Origin of the sequence: Actinokineospora sp. NBRC 105648 (genome assembly GCF_030269645.1) — a bacterium.
In the GTDB taxonomy this organism is placed as follows: Bacteria; Actinomycetota; Actinomycetes; order Mycobacteriales; family Pseudonocardiaceae; genus Actinokineospora.
The window spans coordinates 95392-116504 of the sequence record NZ_BSTR01000015.1 but is presented as its reverse complement, the minus strand read 5'-3'; the positions used below and the strand labels follow the sequence as shown (position 1 = coordinate 116504).

General features: G+C 71.4%; 24 protein-coding genes and 1 riboswitch. Of the genes, 12 read left to right on the top strand and 12 right to left on the bottom strand.

Annotation, left to right across the window (positions count from 1 at the left end):
- Window positions 1-384 precede the first annotated feature (384 nt).
- Complete coding sequence (locus QSK30_RS16160; RefSeq protein WP_285503641.1) at window positions 385-2478, bottom strand: RecQ family ATP-dependent DNA helicase; 2094 nt, start codon at window positions 2476-2478, stop codon at window positions 385-387.
- 183 nt (window positions 2479-2661) lie between these two features.
- Complete coding sequence (locus QSK30_RS16155; protein ID WP_285503640.1) at window positions 2662-3348, bottom strand: nitroreductase family protein; 687 nt, start codon at window positions 3346-3348, stop codon at window positions 2662-2664.
- A gap of 153 nt (window positions 3349-3501) precedes the next feature.
- Here QSK30_RS16155 and nadD point away from each other — a divergent pair, with 153 nt between their 5' ends.
- From nadD to QSK30_RS16120, 7 genes are all read left to right on the top strand, one after another.
- Window positions 3502-4089, top strand: a complete 588-nt coding sequence (nadD, locus tag QSK30_RS16150) for a nicotinate-nucleotide adenylyltransferase (RefSeq protein ID WP_285503638.1) — start codon at window positions 3502-3504, stop codon at window positions 4087-4089.
- 64 nt (window positions 4090-4153) lie between these two features.
- Window positions 4154-4540, top strand: a complete 387-nt coding sequence (rsfS, locus tag QSK30_RS16145) for a ribosome silencing factor (protein WP_285503636.1) — start codon at window positions 4154-4156, stop codon at window positions 4538-4540.
- The gene (locus tag QSK30_RS16140; protein WP_285503634.1) at window positions 4537-5151 is read left to right on the top strand and encodes a histidine phosphatase family protein; all 615 of its coding nucleotides are present in this window, start codon (window positions 4537-4539) and stop codon (window positions 5149-5151) included. Before rsfS ends, QSK30_RS16140 begins: the two co-directional genes overlap by 4 nt.
- Before the next feature lie 3 nt (window positions 5152-5154).
- A complete protein-coding gene (gene octT, locus QSK30_RS16135) occupies window positions 5155-5883 on the top strand; it encodes a diglucosylglycerate octanoyltransferase (protein ID WP_285503632.1) in 729 nt (242 codons plus the stop codon).
- Window positions 5884-5917: 34 nt separating this feature from the next.
- Window positions 5918-6766, top strand: coding sequence for a DegV family protein (locus QSK30_RS16130; protein ID WP_285503631.1), 849 nt, complete (start codon window positions 5918-5920; stop codon window positions 6764-6766).
- 112 nt (window positions 6767-6878) lie between these two features.
- Window positions 6879-7679 (top strand): ComEA family DNA-binding protein, encoded by an 801-nt coding sequence (locus QSK30_RS16125; RefSeq protein ID WP_285503629.1) that lies wholly within the window; start codon window positions 6879-6881, stop codon window positions 7677-7679.
- Entirely contained in the window at window positions 7676-10081 is a 2406-nt protein-coding gene (locus QSK30_RS16120; protein ID WP_285503627.1) for a ComEC/Rec2 family competence protein, read from the top strand. Before QSK30_RS16125 ends, QSK30_RS16120 begins: the two co-directional genes overlap by 4 nt.
- Window positions 10082-10232: 151 nt before the next feature.
- Here the strand turns inward: QSK30_RS16120 and QSK30_RS16115 are convergent, their stop codons facing one another.
- Entirely contained in the window at window positions 10233-10478 is a 246-nt protein-coding gene (locus QSK30_RS16115) for a hypothetical protein (RefSeq protein ID WP_285503626.1), read from the bottom strand.
- A gap of 23 nt (window positions 10479-10501) precedes the next feature.
- The gene (gene thrC / locus QSK30_RS16110) at window positions 10502-11761 is read right to left on the bottom strand and encodes a threonine synthase (protein WP_285503624.1); all 1260 of its coding nucleotides are present in this window, start codon (window positions 11759-11761) and stop codon (window positions 10502-10504) included.
- Between the two features lie 11 nt (window positions 11762-11772).
- Window positions 11773-11902: riboswitch (SAM riboswitch) on the bottom strand.
- A 161-nt stretch (window positions 11903-12063) separates the two neighbouring features.
- Here thrC and holA point away from each other — a divergent pair.
- Complete coding sequence (gene holA, locus QSK30_RS16105; RefSeq protein WP_285503622.1) at window positions 12064-13041, top strand: DNA polymerase III subunit delta; 978 nt, start codon at window positions 12064-12066, stop codon at window positions 13039-13041.
- A 480-nt stretch (window positions 13042-13521) separates the two neighbouring features.
- On the opposite strand, the gene QSK30_RS16100 is transcribed toward holA, so the two are convergent.
- The 4 genes from QSK30_RS16100 to QSK30_RS16085 all read right to left on the bottom strand — a co-directional run bounded on the left by QSK30_RS16100 (window position 13522) and on the right by QSK30_RS16085 (window position 15672).
- Entirely contained in the window at window positions 13522-14025 is a 504-nt protein-coding gene (locus QSK30_RS16100; RefSeq protein WP_285503621.1) for an acyl-CoA thioesterase, read from the bottom strand.
- A 69-nt stretch (window positions 14026-14094) separates the two neighbouring features.
- A complete protein-coding gene (rpsT, locus tag QSK30_RS16095; RefSeq protein ID WP_285503619.1) occupies window positions 14095-14358 on the bottom strand; it encodes a 30S ribosomal protein S20 in 264 nt (87 codons plus the stop codon).
- A 148-nt stretch (window positions 14359-14506) separates the two neighbouring features.
- Entirely contained in the window at window positions 14507-14716 is a 210-nt protein-coding gene (locus tag QSK30_RS16090; RefSeq protein ID WP_285503618.1) for a type II toxin-antitoxin system antitoxin, read from the bottom strand.
- Window positions 14716-15672, bottom strand: a complete 957-nt coding sequence (locus QSK30_RS16085) for an SPFH domain-containing protein (RefSeq protein ID WP_285503616.1) — start codon at window positions 15670-15672, stop codon at window positions 14716-14718. Before QSK30_RS16085 ends, QSK30_RS16090 begins: the two co-directional genes overlap by 1 nt.
- 81 nt (window positions 15673-15753) lie before the next feature.
- Here QSK30_RS16085 and QSK30_RS16080 point away from each other — a divergent pair, with 81 nt between their 5' ends.
- Complete coding sequence (locus tag QSK30_RS16080) at window positions 15754-16230, top strand: hypothetical protein (protein WP_285503614.1); 477 nt, start codon at window positions 15754-15756, stop codon at window positions 16228-16230.
- Here QSK30_RS16080 and QSK30_RS16075 read toward each other — a convergent pair.
- Window positions 16227-16664 (bottom strand): type II toxin-antitoxin system PemK/MazF family toxin, encoded by a 438-nt coding sequence (locus QSK30_RS16075; protein WP_285503612.1) that lies wholly within the window; start codon window positions 16662-16664, stop codon window positions 16227-16229. The two genes, QSK30_RS16080 and QSK30_RS16075, sit on opposite strands and share 4 nt — an antisense overlap.
- Window positions 16665-16714: 50 nt before the next feature.
- Here QSK30_RS16075 and QSK30_RS16070 point away from each other — a divergent pair, with 50 nt between their 5' ends.
- Window positions 16715-17095, top strand: a complete 381-nt coding sequence (locus QSK30_RS16070; protein ID WP_285503611.1) for a VOC family protein — start codon at window positions 16715-16717, stop codon at window positions 17093-17095.
- 10 nt (window positions 17096-17105) lie between these two features.
- Here the strand turns inward: QSK30_RS16070 and QSK30_RS16065 are convergent, their stop codons facing one another.
- Together QSK30_RS16065 and QSK30_RS16060 are read right to left on the bottom strand one after the other, a co-directional pair.
- Window positions 17106-17411, bottom strand: a complete 306-nt coding sequence (locus tag QSK30_RS16065) for an ArsR/SmtB family transcription factor (RefSeq protein ID WP_285503610.1) — start codon at window positions 17409-17411, stop codon at window positions 17106-17108.
- 72 nt (window positions 17412-17483) lie between these two features.
- On the bottom strand, window positions 17484-18122 hold the full coding sequence (locus QSK30_RS16060; protein ID WP_285503609.1) for a DsbA family oxidoreductase: 639 nt from the start codon (window positions 18120-18122) through the stop codon (window positions 17484-17486).
- A gap of 91 nt (window positions 18123-18213) precedes the next feature.
- Between QSK30_RS16060 and lepA the strand changes: the two genes are divergently transcribed.
- Window positions 18214-20061 (top strand): translation elongation factor 4, encoded by a 1848-nt coding sequence (lepA, locus tag QSK30_RS16055; protein WP_285503608.1) that lies wholly within the window; start codon window positions 18214-18216, stop codon window positions 20059-20061.
- 34 nt (window positions 20062-20095) lie between these two features.
- Here lepA and QSK30_RS16050 read toward each other — a convergent pair whose 3' ends face one another.
- A complete protein-coding gene (locus QSK30_RS16050; RefSeq protein WP_285503606.1) occupies window positions 20096-20494 on the bottom strand; it encodes a DUF3224 domain-containing protein in 399 nt (132 codons plus the stop codon).
- Between the two features lie 90 nt (window positions 20495-20584).
- Here QSK30_RS16050 and QSK30_RS16045 point away from each other — a divergent pair, with 90 nt between their 5' ends.
- Entirely contained in the window at window positions 20585-20962 is a 378-nt protein-coding gene (locus QSK30_RS16045) for an MmcQ/YjbR family DNA-binding protein (RefSeq protein WP_285503604.1), read from the top strand.
- The last annotated feature ends 151 nt before the right edge of the window (window positions 20963-21113 follow it).

Below are 21113 nucleotides of genomic sequence, written 5' to 3'. Positions count from 1 at the left end.
AGTGCCGCAGTGCCGCAGTGCCGCAGTGCCGCAGTGCCGCAGTGCCGCAGTGCCGCAGTGCCGCAGTGCCGCAGTGCCGCAGTGCCGCAGTGCCGCAGTGCCGCAGTGCCGCAGTGCCGCAGTGCCGCACTGCAAGTCGAGGTGCTACGTGTCCGCACGTATTCCGCGATGCGCTGCGGAGGCAGTGTCCGGGGCCCGCGAGCTGAGCCTCGCCGAGATGTGCTGGACACGGCCACCAACCAGCTCGAGGCCATTGCCTTCTCCTGGTCGCTTGGCTACAGCGAAGTCGGCACTGCCTGCCCCCAGTTCACGCTGCTCCGTTCCGCGCTGCGCGCCTCCAGTTCGTCATTGCCGCAGCCGTACCAGCCAGCCCGGAGGCTGCTCTCAAGTCGTTGTCGCCAAAGCGAAGGGCAGCACCCCCTCCGCGCCCGCCTTGCGCAGCAGGGCCGTCGCGACCGTCATCGTCCACCCCGTGTCGACCCGGTCGTCGATGAGCAGGATCGGCCCGCCCGCGGCGGCCACCCGCTCCGCCACCTCGTCCGGCACCGACAGCGACTCCCAGAGCCAGGCGAGCCGTTGAGCGCTGTTCGCCTGTGGTGCCGATGCCCGGCTGTGCACCTCGCCGAGCAGCGGCAGCCGCCCGATGGTGGCGATCTTCTCCCCGAAGCTGCTGACCAACCGGTGGTGCCTGCCCGACCCGACCGTCACCACGCCCACCGGCCGCGTCGACCAGTCCCACGCCGTCAGCACCTTCACACAGGCGTTGAGCACGTCGTCCGGTACCGGACCGTCCGGCCCGGCGAACACCTCGCGCAACCGGTTGCCCCAGCCGATGTCGGTCAGCCTGCCCAGCGCCCGGCCGGGCTCGGCCGCCTGCCCCGGCGCGATCTTCCCCGACAGCGGCACCCCGAGCGCCGCCATCCCGCTCGGCCACTGCTTCTTGGCCACGATCTCCACGCCCGGCCTGCGCAACCGCTCCGCGGCGGCCGCCATCCCGTCCCCGGTCACCTCCGCGCTCCACCGCTCACCCGTGCAGTTGTCGCACCGGCCGCACGGCGCCGCGTGGGGATCGTCGAGCTGCCGCAACAAGAACTCCATGCGACACCCGTCCGTGGCCTGGTACTCCAAGATCGCCGCCTGCTCGGACTTCCTGGCCACCGCGATCCGTTCGTACCGCTCGGCGTCGTACTCCCAGGGCGCCCCGGTCGACTCCCAGCCGCCGCGCACCCGTCGGACGGCGCCGTCGACGTCCAAGACCTTCAGGACCATCTCCAACCGTCCACGTGAGAGATCCACGCGGGGCTCAAGTGCTTGCGTGGAAAGGGATTTGCCTGCGTCGCCCAGTGCTCCGAGGACCTCGCGCACGACATGCTCGGCGGGGAAGGCCAGTGACGCGAAGTACGACCAGATGTCCTTGTCCTCGGTCCCGGGCAGCAGCACCACGTCCGCTCGCAGCACACCGCGGCCCGCGCGGCCGATCTGCTGGTAGTACGAGATCGGCGACTGCGGCGCGCCCACGTGCACGACGAAACCGAGATCCGGCTTGTCGAACCCCATGCCGAGCGCGGACGTCGCCACCAGTGCCTTCACCCGGTTCGCCAGCAGGTCGTCCTCCGCGCGCAGCCGGTCGGCCTGCTCGGTGCGGCCGGTGTACGCGGCGACCTCGTACCCCCGCTCTCGCAGGAACGATGCCAACTCCTCGGCAGCGGCCACGGTGAGTGTGTAGATGATCCCCGATCCGGTGAACTTGGTGAGGTTCTCCGCCAGCCACGCCAACCGTGCCTGCGCGGTCGGTAGTCGCAGCACACCCAGCCGCAGGCTCTCGCGGTCGAGCGGACCGCGCAGCACCAAGGCGTCGTCCGCGGCCAAGCCCAATTGCTGGGCCACGTCGCGGACCACCCGGTCGTTGGCCGTCGCGGTCGTGGCGAGCACGGGCACGTTCGCGGGCAACTCGGTGAGCAACGTCCTCAAGCGACGGTAGTCCGGCCGGAAGTCGTGGCCCCAGTCGGAGATGCAGTGCGCCTCGTCGACCACCAGCATCCCCGCCGTCGCGGTGAGCTTGGGCAGGACGGTGTCGCGGAAGTCCGGGTTGTTGAGCCGCTCCGGGCTCACCAGCAGCACATCGATCTCGCCATCGGCCACGGCTTCCTGCACCGAGGCCCACTCCTCGGCGTTGGACGAGTTGATCGTGGCCGCGCGCACCCCCGCCCGCGCCGCGGCCTCCACCTGGTTGCGCATCAGCGCCAGCAGCGGCGAGACGATCACCGTCGGCCCTTCGCCGAGCTCGCGGAGCAACGCCGTGGCGACGAAGTACACCGCGGACTTGCCCCACCCGGTCCGTTGCACCACCAGGGCACGGCTACGCGCGGCGACCAGGGCCTCGATGGCGGTCCACTGGTCGTCGCGCAGGCTCGCCTGCGGCCCGGCTAGGGCACGCAGGCGTTCTTCGGCGGAGGTCCGCAATGCTGTTTGGTCCACGTTGCATGGATACCGCCTGGGTGTGACGGGCGTCGACCCGGTCTCCCAAGCTGGGGATGGTGGACTCGATTGTGGACAACCTGCCTCGCGCGGACGCGCACCATCCGCGCGAGGCAGGCCCCCGGCTGCGGATACCGGGGACTCCGGCGGGCGAAGCGGCAGCTTTCCGCCGGAGGGATCGGGTCAGACCCGCACGAGCACCTGGTCGAGCTCCTTGCGGACCAGCGCGGGCACGGTCGCCTCGGGGGACGGGTAGCCCACCGGGATCACGGCGAAGGCCTTCTCGTTGCGCGGCCGGTTGAGCACCTCGGAGAGGAACTTCATCGGGCTCGGCGTGTGCGTCAGGGCCGCGAGACCCGCCAGGTGCAGCGCGGTGAGCAGCATGCCCACGGCGATGCCGACCGACTCGTCGACGTAGTAGTGCTTGTGCTGCTCACCCTCGTTGTCCAGGTAGTAGCGCTGCTCGAAGACCACGATCAGGAAGGGGGCGTCGGTCAGGTGCGGCTTGGAGTGGTCCGTCCCGAGAGGACGCAGCGCGGACAGCCACTCCTCGCCCAAGCGCCCCGCGTAGGAGATCTGCTCCTCTTGCTCGGCGGCCGCGCGGATGTTCGCGCGGACCTCCGGGTCGGTGACCAGGACGAAGGTCCACGGTTGCTGGTGCGCCCCGGACGGGGCGGTCGCGGCGACCGCGATCGCGTCGATGACGACCTGCTCGGGAACCGGGTCGGTGGAGAACGCGCGCACGGTCCGACGCTGGTCCATCTTGGCGCGCAACTCCGCCGCCGCCCGCAGCGACTCGTCCGCGCTCACCCTGGTGGGGCGGTACGGCACGGGGTCGTACGGCTGATCGTGGATCGGTATCCAAGCCATGCCGGCAGTCTCCCGGCGAAAAGCCGCCGCCGGTCATACCGATGTGGTCATAGGTTTTGCGTCATGACCCGAACGGTCGTGTCCGATTGTCGGGATGTGGGCGAGACGATCCACACATCGCCCCATGTCAGGGCGTCGTCGTAGGCTCGGGGCATGGCGCGCCGGATCGGCATCATGGGCGGGACCTTCGACCCGGTCCACCACGGGCACCTGGTCGCGGCCAGCGAGGTCGCCGGCCGCTTCGAGCTGGACGAGGTCATCTTCGTCCCGACCGGGCTGCCGTGGCAGAAGGGCGCCGGGGTCAGCGACGCCGAGGACCGCTACCTGATGACGGTCATCGCGACCGCGTCCAACCCCAGGTTCTCGGTCAGCCGGGTCGACATCGACCGCACGGGTGTCACCTACACAGTGGACACCTTGCGCGAGCTCGGCGCCAAGTACCCCGACGACGACCTGTTCTTCATCACCGGCGCTGATGCCCTGGAGCAGATCCTGTCCTGGCACCGGGTCGAGGAGCTGTTCACGCTCGCCCATTTCGTGGGTGTCACTCGACCGGGTTATCAGCTGGCGGACAACCACCTGCCCTCCGGTTCGGTCAGCCTGATCGAGGTACCCGCGATGGCGATCTCGTCCACGGACTGCCGCACGCGCGTCGCCGCTGGTCGCCCGGTGTGGTACCTAGTCCCCGACGGGGTGGTGCAGTACATCGCCAAGCGCCGCCTCTATGCCGCCGAGCAATAAGCGACTGGCTCTTACCGGTACCCTCGACTGGTTCGCCCGAGTGACAACCAGACCGAGGAGTGACGTGACAGCGACGCACGAGGCACGCGAACTGGCACTGGTCGCGGCCGCCGCCGCGGCCGACAAGAAGGCCGGCGACGTGATCGTGCTGGACGTCTCCGACCAGCTCGTGATCACCGACTGCTTCGTGATCGCCTCCGCCGCCAACGAGCGGCAGGTGGGCGCGATCGTGGAGAACGTCGAGGAGAAGATGCGCGAGGCGGGGACCAAGCCGGTGCGCCGCGAGGGCGCCCGCGAGGGCCGCTGGGTGCTGCTCGACTTCGTCGACGTGGTGGTGCACGTCCAGCACGCCGAGGAGCGCTCCTTCTACGGCATCGAGCGCCTGTGGAAGGACTGCCCGCGGATCGAGTTCGAGGCGGACCAACCCGCCGAAGAGGGCGGCGAGGAGTGACCCTGCGCAGGCTCGTCCTCTGGCGGCACGGCGAGACCGACTACAACGCCACCGGCCGGATGCAGGGCCACATCGACTCGAACCTGACCGAGGTGGGCTGGAACCAGGCGCGGTTCGCCGTGCCCGCCCTGGCTCGGTTCTCCCCGGATGTGATCGTGGCCTCGGACCTGCGCCGGGCCACCGACACCGCGACGGTGTTCAGCGAGGCCGTCGGGGTCCCGCTGCGGGTCGACAAGCGCTTGCGCGAGACAAACCTAGGGTTGTGGCAGGGCAAGACCGGTGCCGAGATCGACGTGCAGTGGCCGGGCGGGCGCGCGGAGTGGCAGACCGACGCCACCTGGACACCGCCCGGCGGGGAGTCGCGTGTCGAGGTCGCCGCGCGCGCGGCCGACGTCGTGGCGACCCTGGACGAGGGAACCGAGGAGACCGCCGTGCTGTGCGCGCACGGTGGCCTGATCACCGCACTGACCGGGAGCCTCTTGGAGCTGCCGGTGGGCAACTGGTGGCAGCTCGGTGGCATCAGCAACTGCCACTGGACAGTGCTGGCGCGCCGGGGCACCAGCGGGCTCGCGTGGCGGTTGATCGCCTACAACGCGGGGATCACCGGATAGCCCATGGCACCGCCCACCGTGTTGGTGTTCGGCGACTCGCTGAGCTTCCACGGTCCAGACGGTCCCCACCCCGCTGACGACCCCCGCCTCTGGCCCAACCTGGCCGCCGCGGCTGTCGGTGGTCGCGCGGAGCTCTTCGCCGGCTTCGGCTGGACAGCCCGGGACGCTTACTGGTCCCTCGTCGGCGACCCCCGGGTTTGGACCCAGTTGCCGCACGCAGGCGTACTGGTTCTTGGGATCGGGGGGATGGACACGCTTCCCTCGCCGTTGCCCACTTACCTGCGTGTCGGTCTCCGTTACTTGCGTCCAGACGGCTTGCGTAGACGGGCACGGCACGTCTACCTGGCCGCTCAGCCTTGGCTCGCACGCCTTACTCACGGGTGGCCGGTAGCTCTACCGGCTGATCTCACAGTTCGATATCTCAACGACATCGTGGTCGCCATCCGAACGCTGCGGCCCGACCTGCCCGTGGTCGTGATGTTGCCGGGCGTGCACCGAGCGAAGGCCTACGGTTATGTGCACACTGCGCGTAACCGCGCGGTCGCCTCGATTCGACAGTGGGCGGATAGCGCCGACGTGGTCGCATTCGATGTCGCCGCAGTCGTCGGTGAGCACGTTTTGGCTGGTCACGGCAATGTCGATGGCTTGCACTGGGGCTGGCTCGGGCACGAACTGGTCGGCAAAGCACTGGCCGAGCTGATCGGGCCGCTGCTCGATCGGCGCGCGCCGTAGTCGCCCCGGCAGGGGCCAACTAGGCTCCCGCGACGTGCCGTTCGCCGTAATCACCGATTCGACCGCGTACCTGCCGGAAGGCTTCGCCGACCGACACGCGGTCCGGGTGGTGCCCTTGCTGGTGCAGGTGGACGGGCGGGAAGGGCGCGACGGGGTCGACATCGGGCCCATAGAGCTCGCTCAGGCGCTAAGAGACCGCCGCACGGTGACGACCTCGCGCCCGAACCCGGCGGAATTCGCCGCGCGGTACAAGGAACTGCTCGACGGAGGCGCTGACGGGGTGCTGTCAGTGCATCTTTCGCGCGAGTTGTCTGGCACGTGGGAATCAGCGCGTCTTGCCGCCGAGGAGTTCGGCGCGGAGCGCGTTCGGGTGGTCGACTCCCGGACCACGGTGATGGGCTTGGGGTTCGCCGCGTTGCGCGCCGCCGCGGTGGCGGCCGAAGGGGCGCAGGGGGTCGAAGTCGAAGCGGCTGCCGTGGAAGCCGCGGCCAAGACCACGACCTTCTTCGTGGTGGAGACCCTGGAGCACTTGCGCCGAGGAGGTCGGATCGGCGCGGCCGCGGCCCTGCTGGGCACCGCGCTGGCGATGAAGCCGATCTTGCACGTGCGGGACGGGCAGATCGTGCCGCTGGAGAAGGTGCGCACGACCGGCCGGGCCCTGTCGCGACTCGTCGACCTGGCGGTCGAGGCGGCGGGGGACGAGCCCGTCCAGCTGGCCGTCCACCACCTCGCCACGCCCGACCGGGCCGCCGAACTGGCCAACCGGCTCGACGAGCGGATCCCCCGGTCGTCGGGCTGCGTGGTCTCCGAGATCGGCGCGGTGATCGGGGCGCACACCGGTCCAGGGGTGCTCGGCGTGGTGGTCTGCCCCGGCAGGCTGTGACCCGCCCGGTAGTCCACAGGCCGGCGCCGAAGTTGTCCACAATGGCCCTGAACCATCCACAGAAGACAAACACCCACTGACATTCCCTTGCGCCGGACCTAACTTCGGTGCCATGGCCGAAACCGATCACCCCACCCAGTCCGACCGCGCCTCGCACATGGACGCCGTCCTGTCCCGCCTCGTCACCATCGCGGGCAGGCCCTGGGACGGCGTCGAGGATCCGCCCGAACCACGTCCGCGCCTGCTCGCCCGCCTGCGCCGACCGCCCACCCCGGCCGTCGACCCACCGCCCGACGACGGTCCGGTGGACACCGCCGGACCACTGTCCCGGCGCTGGACCCCGGGCAGGCGCAGGCGCGTCCCGATCTGGTTGATGGCGGGCTTGGCCGCGGTCGCGGCCGTGGTCACCGGGTTCGTCGCGCTCTCCGGCGCGCCCGCCAAGGAACCGCCGCCCAGCCTCGCCGCAGCCACGGTCGACCAACCCGGTCCGAGCGCGCCCGCGGCGATCGTGGTGGACGTCGTGGGGAAGGTGCCCAACCCCGGTCTGCGCACGCTGCCGGACGGTGCTCGGGTCGACGACGCGATCCGGGCGAGCGGCGGTGCCCTGCCCGGCACCGACCTGACCTCGCTGAACCTCGCCCGGCGGCTGGTCGACGGCGAGCAGGTGCACGTCGGCGTGCCCGCTCCGGTCGCCGAGCCGCCGCCCGGGCAGCCCGGCGGCCGGGTGAACCTCAACCTGGCCTCGTTGAGCCAGTTGGACACCTTGCCGGGGGTCGGCGGGGTGACCGCGCAGCGGATCCTCGACTGGCGCACGAAGCACGGCCGGTTCACCCGGGTCGAGCAGCTGCGCGAGGTGGACGGCATCGGCCCGGCCCGGTTCGAGACCCTGCGCGCCCTGGTGAGCGTTCGATGAGCCTGCGGAGCTCGGCGGTGCCCGCGCTCCTGGCACCGGTCCCGCGACCACCCGCGGTGCGGGACTGGCGGTTGGTGCCGGGTGCCCTGGTCGTGTGCCTGGCAGCCCTTGTCGGGTTGCTGGTGCACTGGTCGTTGGCCGTGGCGATCGGGGTCCTGGCGTCGCTCGCGGGCGCCGTGGTGGTGCGCCGGTCGGCGCGAGTGCCCACCGAACCGTCCCGCCTGAGCGCCGGGTGGCCGTTGGTGGTCTGCGGTCTGCTCGCGGTCTGGCCGATCGGCAGCCGGATCGAGGAGGCCGCGGTCGATCCGTTGCGCGCCGATGCCGCACGACTGGCAAGCGGCGAGTTCCACCTGGTCGTCGCCGCTCGGCCGAAACAGGTCCGGGGGACCGGGTTCGGGTCGATGCCGTCCGGGGTGCGCTCGGTGGTCGTGCCCAGCGTGGTCGTCGGCGCCGCGAGTCGGGTGCTGGTGCTGGCACCGGTCGAGGGGTGGGCCGGGCTGCTCCCCGGCCAGGAGGTCGTCGCGTTCGGGACGCTGGCCCCGGCGGACTCGGGCACGCTCACCGTGGCCCTGCTGCGGGTCCGGGGCCCGCCCAGCTCGGTGGGCGAGGCACCCGGGTGGCAGCGGGCCACGCACTCGCTGCGGCTCGGGCTCCGCGCCGCGGCGGATGTCCTGGACGCCGAGGCGGCCGGGCTGCTGCCCGCGCTGGTCGTGGGCGACACGGACCGGATGAGCCAGTCCGTCGAGGACGACTTCCGGGCGGCGGGCATGTCCCACCTGCTGGCCGTCAGCGGTGCCAACCTCGCGATCGTCTGTGTCGCCGTGCTGTACCTGTTGCGGTTGCTGCAGTTCGGGCCGCGCGGATCGGCGGTCGGCGCGTTCGTGGCCCTCGTCGGCTACGTGGTGCTGGCCGGTCCGGAGCCCAGCGTGCTGCGGGCCGGGGTGATGGGCGCGGTGGGGTTGCTGGCGTTGGCGCTCGGGCGCGAGCGTTCGGCGCTGCCCGCCCTGGCCGCGGCGGTGATCCTGCTGGTGGCGCACGACCCGGAGATGGCGGTCTCGTTCGGGTTCGTCCTCTCGGTCCTGGCCACCGGTGCGCTGGTGCTGCTCGCTCCCCACTGGGTCGACCGGCTCACCCGGCGACGGGTGCCGAGGGTGCTCGCCGAGGCCCTGGTGGTCCCGGCGGCGGCGCACCTGGCCACCGCGCCGGTCGTGGCGGGGATGAGCGGCCAGGTGAGCCTCATCGCGGTGCTGGCGAACCTGCTGGCCGCCCCGGTCGTCGCACCGGCGACGGTGCTGGGTCTGGTGGCGGCGCTGGTGATGCCGGTACTGCCCTGGGTGGCCGAGTGGTTGGCGCGGTTCGCCGGACCGGAGGTGGACTGGCTGCTCCTGGTCGGGCACCGGGCGGCGGGCGTACCGGGGGCGTCGATCACCTGGCCGTCCGGGTGGTGGGGCGGGGTCCTGCTGGTGGTCGTCCTCGCCTGCGCGGCGGTGGCCCTGCACCTGCGTGGTCTGCGGGTGGCGGTCGGGCTGGTGCTCGGCGGGGTGCTGTTGGCCCTGATCCCGATCCGCATCCTGTCCCCGGGGTGGCCGCCCGCGGGGTGGGTGGCGGTCGCGTGCGACGTGGGACAGGGCGACGCGGTCGCACTGTCCACAACGGACAAGGGTCGGGTGGTGCTGGTCGACACCGGGCCGGATCCGGCGCCGGTTCGCGAGTGCCTCGACCGGCTCGGGGTCGACCGGGTGCCGCTGGTGGTCCTGAGCCACTTGCACGCCGACCACGTGGGCGGCCTCGCCGCCGTGCTGGCGGGTCGATCGGTCGGCGCGGTCGCCGTCGGTCCGGGGCGCGCCCCGGACTGGGCATGGCGCCAAGTGCGCCAAGAGGCCGCGAACGCACGGGTGCCCGTGGTGCGGTTGGTGGCGGGTCAGCGGCTCAGTTGGCCCGGATTGGCCCTGGAAGTGCTTGCCCCGCAAGGAAAGGAGGACGATCTGGTTGAGCCCGGCGGCCGGTCCGCGCCGGACGGCACGGCGATCAACAATCGTTCGGTCGTGCTGCGGGCGACCACCACGGCGGGCCGGATCCTGCTCACCGGCGACGTGGAACTCGACGCCCAAGCCGACCTGCTGACCTCCGGGGTCGACTTGTCCGCCGAGGTGATCAAGGTGCCGCACCACGGTTCGCGCTACTCGGCGCCGGACTTCCTGGCGGCCGTCGGTGCTCAGGTAGCGGTGGTCAGTGTCGGCGCGGGAAACCGTTACGGGCACCCGAGTCCGCGGACTGTGACCGAACTCGCCCGCCGCGGCGCCCTGGTCGTCCGCACCGACCAACGAGGCGACTGCGCGGTGGTCGACGACGGCGGAAAGCCCGCGGTCGTAGCCCGTGGTGACCCGCGATCCCCACCCTGACAACCGATCCACACCTTTCGGCCGGAAAGGTGGGCACCGTCGAGCCGGGGGTGTACCTGCCTGGGCGGGATGCCCTCACCCCGAACGCAGCCGCGTCCAGGGAAGTCCTGCGCGGCCGCGCTGCTGGGAATCCGTGCCCGGTCAGGTGGATCTACGCCGTGCGGGCGGTCCACCCTGCGCCCGCGTGTGTGGCCTCCGGGTTGGCGGCTAACTCGGCGGGCCGGGTCAGCACCGCGCCGAGGATCTCGGCGACGCGCTCCAAGCGCGGCAGGGCGCCCTCGGGCTGCCCTCGTCGAAGAGCACCAGGGAAGACCGGCACCCGGCGCAGTTCGGCCGAGCGGTCCGGCTGGTCGCGCTCGAAACGCAGTCGTGGTGGTGCCGATCGTGCGATCGGCACCACCACGACAGGAAGGAGGGAACTCAGCCCCGGTTGAGGACCTCGCGGACGGCCGCGGCCGACGGGGGGATGGTCGCGCGCGGGCCGATGTGGTCCTGCACGGCGTCGAGGGTCTTGAGGCCGTCGCCGGTGATGAGCAGGACGGTCTCGGCCTCGGGGTCGAGCTGGCCGGTCTCGATGAGCTTCTTCGCGGTGGCGACGGTGACCCCGCCCGCGGTCTCGGCGAAGATGCCCTCGGTGCGGGCCAGCAGGCGGATGCCCTCGACGACCTCGGCGTCGGTCACGTCCTCGATCGCGCCGCCGGTGCGGCGGACCGAGTCGAGCACGTACGGGCCGTCGGCGGGGGCGCCGATGGCCAGCGAGCGCGCGATGGTGTCCGGCTTGACCGGGGTGATCACGTCCTGGCCCGCCTTGAACGCCGCCGCCACCGGCGAGCAGCCGGTGGCCTGGGCGCCGAAGACCCGGTACGGGCTGGCCTCGACCAGGCCGAGCTCGCCCAGCTCGCGGAAGGCCTTGTCCACCTTGGTCAGCTGGGAGCCGGACGCGATCGGGACGACGATCTGCTGCGGCAGGCGCCAGCCCAGCTGCTCGGCGACCTCGTAGCCCAGGGTCTTGGAGCCCTCGGCGTAGTACGGGCGCACGTTGACGTTGACGAACGCCCAGTCCTCGTGCTCGGCGGCCAGCTCGGTCGCGAGCCGGTTGACGTCGTCGTAGTTGCCGTCGACGGCGATCAGCGCACCGTCGTAGACCGCGGTGGTGAGGATCTTCGCGCGCTCCAGCGACGACGGGATCAGCACGACGGAGTCCCAGCCCGCGCGGGCGGCGGCGGCGGCCACGGCGTTGGCGAGGTTGCCGGTCGACGGGCAGGCCAGCACGCTGAAGCCCAGCTTGCGGGCGGCGGCGAGTGCGACGGCGACCACGCGGTCCTTGAACGAGTGGGTCGGGTTGCCGGTGTCGTCCTTCACCCACAGCGACTTCACGCCCAGCGCGGCGGCGAGGCGGTCGGCCTTGACCAGGCGGGTCATCCCGGGGTCGGTGTTGGGGTGGCTGCTGACGTCCGAGGGGACCGGCAGCAGGCCGCGGTAGCGCCAGATCGACTGGGGGCCCGCTTCGATGTCCGCGCGGGTGACGGTGCCGAAGTCGTAGGCGACCTCGAGCGGGCCGAAACACTCGGCACAGGCGAACTCAGCGGCGAGTGGGATCTGGTGGCCGCACTCGCGGCAGGAAAGGGCCCGGGCGGGGCCGAGGTCGAGCGTGGACTTCTGGACGTCGACAAGTGTCATCGCGAGGTGTCTCCTCATCTATCCCGCTGCGCGGGTCGGAATTGGCACCGTGGTCGTCCGCCTCCTCGCCATGAGGAAGTGACGCGTACGCCGGTTGCCGGGGCTTCTTCGGGCCGATCCCTCTGCCCCTCTGGATGAGCGGTGTTCAGTTGTCGCCCGGGCGCACCGCAGTGGCCCATGACGTGGCCACCACGCTACGGCACCGGGCGCGCGCCCGGCCACCCTGGGTTCAGCATCCGAGAGCCCACCGCGCCGTGGCGGTGCCCACCGCGGTGTCGTGCGCGCGTGGCAGGATCCGGGGGGTGAACTCGCCCGCGGTCACGCCAGCTCCCCTGCAACTCGTTCTCGGTGAAGAGGAACTGCTGATCGAGCGCACTATCCGCGCCGCACTCGACACGGCCCGGCTCGCCGACTCCTCGGCCGACCTGACCCGGCTGCGCGTGGCTGATCTCACAGCCCCCGAGCTGGCCGAGCTGGTGAGCCCGTCGCTGTTCGCCGAGGGGCGGGTCATCGTGCTCGACTCGGCCCACGAGGCCACCCAGGACATCGCCGCGCTGGTCATCTCCTACGCGAAGGCGCCCGCGGACGGCATCGTCCTGGTGGTCGTGCACAACGGCGGCGGGCGCAAGGCGGGCAAGGACATCGTCGCGGCGCTGCGGAAGGCGGGCGCCGTCGTCACCGACTGCCCCAAGATCACCAAGTCGGCCGAGCGGGAAGCGTTCGTGCGCAACGAGATCCGCCACGCGGGCGGCAAGACCGACCCGGCCGCGGTGGCCGCGCTGATCGACTCCGTCGGGTCCGACCTGCGCGAGCTGGCCGCCGCCGCCGCGCAGCTGGTGGCCGACACCGGCGGCGCGGTCACCGAGGAGGCGGTCCGCCGCTACCACCGGGGCCGCGCCGACGTCACCGGCTTCGCCGTGGCCGAGAAGGCGATCACCGGCGACGTCGCGGGCGCCATGGAGGCGCTGCGCTGGGCCATGCAGCTGGGCGTCCCGCACGTGCTGGTGGCCGACGCCCTCGCCGACGCCGTCCGCACCGTGGCCAGGGTCGCGGGCGCGGGTCGCGCCGACCCCTTCCGGCTGGCGGGCGAACTGGGGATGCCCGCGTGGAAGGTCAAGAAGGCGCTGACCCAGGCCCGCGGCTGGAAACCGGCGGGCCTGGCCATCGCCATGCGAGCGGTCGCCGAGGTCAACGCCGACGTGAAGGGCGTGGCGGCCGACGCCGACTACGCCCTGGAACGCGCCATCCTCCGACTGGCCCGCGCCCACCGCCACGACTGACCCACCCGCACCCCACGCAACGACCGATCCCGTCCTGGCCGATCCACGACCGAACTCCGGCCCACCCCAGCGCGGCAGGGCAGGAGGGCGGTGATCTGGAGGTCGGTAGGCGGTGACCTGGCAGGGCAGCGGGGTGGTCACCTGGCAGGTCGGTGGGGTGGGTGGTGACTTGGCAGGGCGGTGACTTGGCAGGTCGGTGATCTAGCAGGGTGGTGATCTAGTAGGCCGACATGGACCGCGACCTGCTAGTTCGAGGCCGTGTGGGGCGGCCGGGGCGGCCCAGTGCACGACCGAGGACGGACTCGGGAGCCGGTCTCAGCGCGGACCGGACGGGACCGGACGAGACCGGACCGGACCAGGGCGGACCGGACGGGACCGGACGAGACGAGACCGGACCGGACCAGGGCGGACCGGACCGGACGGGACCGGACGAGACCGGACCGGATCAGACCGGACCGGACCGGACCGGATCAGACCGAATCAGAGTGGGTTGGCGGTGCGGCTGGCCAGGATCTCGTCGCGGCGGGTCAGGCGGTGGTGGCGGCGGATCTCCGCCTCGCGCAGGCGGCGCTCGTCCTCCGGGGTCTCCGGCAGCACCGGCGGGATGGCGCGGGGCTGGCCTTGGTCGTCCACCGCGACGAAGACCAGGTAGGCCGTGGCCACTCTGGTGGGGGCGACGCCCGCCCGGTCCCACGGTTCGGCCAGGACGCGGACGCCGACCTCCATCGACGAGCGGCCTGCCCAGTTGACCTGGGCGTGCGCGTGGACCAGGTCGCCCACCCGGACCGGCTGCAGGAACGTCATGCCGTCCATCGCGGCGGTCACCGCCGGTCCGCCGGAGTGCCGCTGGGCGACCGCGCCCGCGACGTCGTCGACCAGTTTCATGATCACGCCGCCGTGCACGGTGCCCAGCAGGTTGGTGTCGACCGCGGTCATGATGTGCGACAGCGAGGTGCGCGCCGCCGAGGTGGGCTTGGGGTCCATGCCCGCAGTCTGCCCACACGACAGCGGCGCCGTCCCCGCAGGGGGACGGCGCCGCCGGAAGTGGTGTGGTCAGCCGATCTTGTTGACCCGCAGCGCCATGGCCGACTTCTTGTTCGCGGCCTGGTTGGCGTGGATGACGCCCTTGCCCGCGGCCTTGTCCAGCTTCTGGCTCGCGACCGCCAGCAGCTCCTGGGCCTTGGTCTTGTCGCCGGCCTCGGCGGCCTCGCGGAACTTGCGGATCGCGGTCTTGACCGAGGACTTGACGGACTTGTTGCGCAGCCGCGCCTTCTCGTTCGTCTTGATCCGCTTCATCTGGGACTTGATGTTCGCCATGCGTGTACTCCTCGTGTCGAGTCCGGATCGTCGCGCCGCGGGTGGGGGACCGTCGAGAGTGGTCCCGCGTGGCCCTGCCGTGCAGGTCTCCTCCAGGGCGGAGTGCCGTACGGCGCGACGCGCAAGAGTAACAGTCCGCGACCAGGGGTCAGTCCGCGGCCTCTTCCTCCTTGCGGGGTCGGCCCCGTTTGGGGAGTCCGCCCGCGACCTCGGGCAGCCTGCCCGCCTCGGCCAGGGCCCGGCGGAGCATGAACTCGATCTGCGCGTTGGTGCTGCGCAGCTCGTCGTTCGCCCACCGGGCCACCGCGTCGTGCACCGCGGGGTCGAGGCGCAGCAAGACCTTCTTGCGTTCGGCCATCAGTGGTAGAGCGACCCGGCGTTGACGACGGGCTGCGCCTCGCGGTCGCTGCACAGCACCACCAGCAGGTTGCTGACCATGGCCGCCTTGCGCTCCTCGTCGAGCTCGACGACCTCGCGCGCGGCCAGCCGCTCCAGGGCCAGCTCCACCATGCCCACCGCGCCCTCCACGATCCGTTGCCGGGCCGCCACGACCGCGCCCGCCTGCTGCCTGCGCAGCATGGCGCCCGCGATCTCCGGGGCGTACGCCAGGTGCGTGATCCGGGACTCGATGACGCCCACCCCGGCCGCCTCGACCCGGGCGGCGATCTCGGCGGAGAGCCGCTGGGTGATCTCCTCGGCGTTGTCGCGCAAGGAGAACTCCGCGTCGCTGCCGTGCGCGTCGTAGGGGTAGGTCGTCGCGATGTGCCGCACCGCGGTCTCGGTCTGGATGCCGACGAACGCGGTGAAGTTGTCCACCTCGAACACCGCGCGGGCGGTGTCCTGCACCTGCCAGACGACCACCGCGGCGATCTCGATCGGGTTGCCGTCGGCGTCGTTGACCTTCATCACCGCGGTCTCGTGGTTCCGGATCCTGGTCGAGACCGGGTTGCGCGTGGTGAACGGGTTGACCCAGCGCAGCCCGTCGAGCCGCACCGTGCCCACGTACTTGCCCAGGAACTGGATCACCCGCGCCTGGCCGGGCGAGACCATGGTGAGCCCGCGCAGCGTGATCGCCGCGCCGACGAAGAGCAGCGCGCCCGCCACGACGGCGACGACGGCGGTGGTGTGGCTGCTCGCCACCTCCTCCGCGAGCGCGGCGAAGCCGTAGCCGACCAGGGCCAGGCCGCCGAGGCCGATCACCAGCGCCCCGGTCGCGATGGGCAGCCCGGCGGCCCCGAACGCGGGCTTCTCGCGGGTGTGCGGGGTGGGCAGCAGCGGTCGGTCGAAGTCCTCGGGTGCGGCGGTGGTGCTCACGGGTTCCTCCCTGGCTAGCTTGGATCTAGCAAAGTGATATCACTTTTTCCGCTGGACCGCCAGGTACTAGCGTTCGGCCACGTGCACACGCTCATCGCCTGGTGCGGGTTCTTCGGCGCGTGGTTGCTGGTCGCCGGACCGGTGTACCAGGCCGCGCTGGAGCTGCACGAGCAAGACGTCGAACGCGACCAGTTGGCGGCCGCGATGCAGGACGCGGGCCCGGTGCCGAGGGTGTCGCCGTGGTGGTGGTTGTTGCCGCCGGTCCGGTACTGGCGGCAGCGGAAGGTCAACCGGGCCTACCGCAAGGCGTTCATGGCGGCGTTGTCCGCCGAGCAGATCGACGTCCTGGTGACCTTCATCAACAAGGCCACCGCCTGGCTCTTCGTCGGCCTCGGCGGGCTGCTGATCGCGACCAAGGAGACCTACGAGCTGGCCGAGCACCACGAGTGGCCGACAGCGGTGTTCTGGGTGCTCGTCGTGGTGATGGTGGTCCTCTGCCTGCTCAACACGGCCGCGCGCATGCACCGCACCAAGGACGTGGTGGCCCGGCCGGCCTAGCTCCAGCCGTACCGGGCGCGCAGGGTCTCGGCGACGCGGCTGAACGCGTCCTCGGCCAGGATCGAGCCCTCGCGGCGGAGGTCGCGTTCGCCGAGGCCGAACAGCCGGTCCAGGCGCAGGTAGGACACCCGGCCGTCGCGGTCCCAGCCACCGCTGCCCAGTTCCAGCCAGTCCGCGCGCTCCCACTCGTGCGGCGCCTTGCTGGAGAGCATCAGCGCGCGCAGGGTGTCGCCGGTGCGGCCGACGACCAGCAGCGGTCGGTCCTTGCCGCGCTCGGGGTCGTCCTCGAAGGGCACCCAGGCCCAGACGATCTCGCCGGGGTCGGCTTCGCCGTCGAGGTCGGGGGCGTAGGCCACGGCGTCCGGGCGGTCGCTGGTCGGCACCTGCCAGACCGTGCCGCGGGCGGGGCGTGGGTCGTCCGGAGAGGTTCGCACGGTGCGGGAGCGTAGTCGCGCCGACCGCCAAAGACCGGTAGGACAGTGCGGTGGAGTTCCTCAGCAGTCGCGTCATCATCCGTCCGCGTGACCGTGAGCGGTCGCTGTCCTTCTACCGCGACGTCTTGGGGCTCGCCGTCTTCCGGGAGTTCCCCGGCGGCACGGTGTTCTTCCTCGGCGGCGGTTACCTGGAGCTGTCCGGTCAGGGCGACGTCGGCCCCGGCGCCGACGTCGCGCTGTGGCTCCAGGTGCGCGACGTCGCGGCGACCGTCGCCGAACTGGGGGAGCGCGGCGTGACACCCGAGCACGGGCCGAAGCTGGAGCCCTGGGGACTGCGCGAGGCGTGGATCACCGACCCGGACGGCGTGCGGATCGCGCTCGTCGAGGTCCCGGCCGAGCACCCCATGCGCTTGGACTCGCGGGCGCCCTAGTCGGGCGTTGTCAGTCCATCGAGTCCAGGTGCCGTTCGAGGCGGTCGAGGCTGCCCGACCACAGCGCCCGGTAGGGCGCGAGCCAGCTGTCGACCTCGGCCAGCGGCTCGGCGCGCAGCTCGTACCAGCGGCGTTGGGCGTCCCGGCGCACCCGCACCAGGCCCGCCTCGCGCAGCACCTTGAGGTGCTTGGAGGTGCCCGGCTGGGTCAGGCCGAGCTCGGTCACCAGCTCGCCGACCGATCTGGGCTGCTCGCGCAGCAGGTCGAGGATGCGTCGTCGGGTGGGTTCGGCCAGCACGGTGAAGGTGGTCGCCACCGATCGAACATTACTGAGGGGGTATATACAGGGCAATGGTCCAGGCGCTCTGTGAACTGACCAGAACTCGGCTCACCCGGTGGGGGTGAGCTCGGCCCAGGCCTTCTCCAGCACCTCGACGATCAGCTCGACCGGCTGCGCGCCCGCGAACGCGAAGCGGCGGTCGACCACGAAGAACGGCACGCTGGTGGCGCCCAGTTCGGCGGCCTCCCGCTGGTCGGCCCGCACGGCGTCGGCGTAGGTGCCCTCGCGCAGGGCGTGCTCGGCCACCGCGCGGTCGATGCCGACCCGCTCGACCAGGTCGAACAGCACCCGTTCGTCGGCCAGCGCGAGGCCGTCGGTGAACTGGGCGTGGAACAGCAGGCCCTTGAGCTCGTCCTGCACGCCGTGCTCGGCGGCCAGGTGCAGCAGCTGGTGGGCGGGGTTGGTGTTGCCCGCGCGCACGCGGTCGAAGTCGAGGACCAGCCCGTCCTCGGCCGCGACCTGCGTCACATGGGCGGTGAGCTCGGCGACCTGCTCGGGCGCGAGCCCCTTGCGGCGGGCCAGCATCTCGCGGGCCAGGCCGTCGTCGGGTGGGCTGGTCGGGTCCAGCTCGAAGCTGCGCCACCGCACGTCCACGGGGTGCTCGAAGCGCTCCAGCGCCCGCTGGAGCCGGGCGCGGCCGATGTTGCACCACGGGCAGGCGACGTCCGACCAGATCTCGATGCGCATGTCAGCGCCCAACGCCGCAGGGCGCGGGCGCATTCCGGCTGGGCGGGCATGGGACGATGGACTCACCCCTTATGACCATGCGAGGACCTGAGTGGCTACGTTCGCTGACACGACCTTCACGTCGCCGGAGCAGATCCGGAACTTCTGCATCATCGCGCACATCGACCACGGCAAGTCCACCCTGGCCGATCGGATGCTGCAGATCACCGGCGTGGTCGAGGCCCGAGCGATGCGCGCCCAGTACCTCGACCGGATGGACATCGAGCGCGAGCGGGGCATCACCATCAAGGCGCAGAACGTGCGCCTGCCCTGGGTGGTCAACGGTTCCGAGCACGTCCTGCACATGATCGACACCCCCGGCCACGTCGACTTCACCTACGAGGTCTCCCGCGCGCTCGACGCCTGCGAGGGCGCGGTGCTGCTGGTCGACGCCGCGCAGGGGATCGAGGCGCAGACACTGGCCAACCTCTACATGGCGCTCGACCGCGACCTGCAGATCATCCCGGTGCTCAACAAGATCGACCTGCCCGCGGCCGACCCGGACAAGTACGCCGCCGAGATCGCGCACATCATCGGCTGCGAGCCCGACGAGGTGCTGCGCGTCTCGGCCAAGACCGGCTTCGGCGTCGGCGAGCTGCTCGACGAGGTGGTCGAGAAGGTGCCCGCCCCGGTGGGCGACGCGGACGCCCCGGCCCGGGCGATGATCTTCGACTCGGTCTACGACACCTACCGCGGCGTGGTCACCTACATCCGCGTGGTCGACGGCAAGATCACCCCGCGCGAGCGGATCCGGATGATGTCGACCAACGCCACGCACGAGCTGCTCGAGGTCGGCATCATCTCCCCGGAGCCCAAGCCCAGCGTCGGCCTGGGGGTCGGCGAGGTGGGCTACCTGATCACCGGGGTGAAGGACGTCCGCCAGTCCCGGGTCGGCGACACCGTGACCTCTGAGCGCAAGGGCGCCACCGACGCGCTGGCCGGCTACCGCGAGCCGCGGCCGATGGTCTACTCCGGCCTCTACCCGGTGGACGGCTCGGACTACCCCGACCTGCGCGAGGCGCTGGACAAGCTCCAGCTCAACGACGCCGCCCTGGACTACGAGCCGGAGACCTCCGCGGCGCTGGGCTTCGGCTTCCGCTGCGGCTTCCTCGGCCTGCTGCACCTGGAGATCACCCGCGACCGGCTGGAGCGCGAGTTCGGGCTCGACCTGATCTCCACCGCGCCCAACGTGGTCTACCGGGTCGGGCTCGACGACGGCAGCGAGCAGACGGTGACCAACCCGTCGGACTGGCCGGTCGGCAAGATCTCCGAGGTCTACGAGCCGGTCACCAAGTGCACCATCATCGCCCCCAGCGACTACATCGGCGCGATCATGGAGCTCTGCCAGGGCAAGCGCGGCCAGCTCGGCGGGATGGACTACCTGTCCGAGGACCGGGTCGAGCTGCGCTACACGATGCCGCTCGGCGAGATCATCTTCGACTTCTTCGACGCGCTGAAGTCCCGCACCCGCGGGTACGCCTCGCTGGACTACGAGGAGTCCGGCGAGCAGGCCGCCGAGCTGGTCAAGGTCGACATCCTGCTGCAGGGGGAGGCGGTCGACGCGTTCAGCGCGATCGTGCACCGCGACTCCGCCTACGGCTACGGCACGCGGATGGTCACCAAGCTGCGCGAGCTGATCCCCCGGCAGCAGTTCGAGGTGCCGATCCAGGCCGCGATCGGCTCCCGGGTGATCGCCCGCGAGACCATCCGCGCGATCCGCAAGGACGTCCTGGCCAAGTGCTACGGCGGTGACATCAGCCGCAAGCGCAAGCTGCTGGAGAAGCAGAAGGAAGGCAAGAAGCGGATGAAGATGGTCGGCCGCGTCGAGGTGCCGCAGGAGGCCTTCGTGGCCGCGCTGTCCACCGACGAGGGGTCCGACAAGGGCAAGGGCAAGAAGTAGCGGCCCGCCCTGGGCCCCGGTCTCAGTCTCCGTCTCAGCCCAGGGTGTAGTCGAACGTCCAGGTGTGGCCGGCATCGGTCTTGGTGATCACGAAGGTGCCCACCAGGCCGGTGAGGTCCCCGGTGCCGGTGCCCGGGACGACGGTGATCTCCGAGGACTGCCCGGCCTCGCTCGCCGTCGCGGCGTGCCGCAGCACGAAACTGCCCTTGCGACCGCCGAGCGTGCCGTGCACCTTCTCCAGGGCCACGTACGCCGCCGAGCCGCTGGCCGCGGCCATCACGCTGGTCATCTGCACCTCGCTGGTGCCGAGCAGGTCGCCGTCGAACACCTTGCGGATCGTGGTGCGGCCCAGCGTGACGCCGTCCTGGTCGTCGTAGGGGTCCTGCGGGTCCCACAGGTCGATGGTGAAGGTTCCCGCTGCCTGCTCGCTCACGTGTGCCGCTCCCTGTGGACAACTCGATGCGCGGTCTCGCGCTGTGCGGGATTCTTTCCCGGTCGGGTCCACAAGGGAAGGGCGAGGGCGATGAAGGGTGATCCACTGGAGCGGCTCCGGGCGATCTGCCTGGCGATGCCGGAGGCGACCGAGCGGGTCAGCCACGGCGAGCCGACCTGGTTCGTGCGGGACAAGAAGGTGTTCGTCAACTACTCCAACCACCACCACGACGACCGCGTCGGGTTCTGGTGCGCGGCGCCCGCGGGCGTGCAGGAGGAGATGGTGGCCGAGGACCCGGAGCGGTTCTTCCGGCCGCCGTACGTCGGGCACCGGGGGTGGCTGGGGGTGTACCTGGACGTGGAGGTGGACTGGGCGGAGGTGGGGGAGATCGTCGACCAGGCGTACCGGGTGGTGGCGCCGAAGCGGTTAGTGGCCGAATTGGACAGTCGAGCGGGTGGGGGTGAATAGGTTGGGGGGCAAGGCTTTCCGCTGAGATGGGGTGAAGTGATCCCCTGGTGCGCGGTGGTGCTGCGTGGCGCTCTGGTCCGACGGATCCTCGGACCTGCGCGGCGTTGGCCCAGCCTTGGCGCACGGCCTCGGCCGGTGGTTGGTCGGGCGT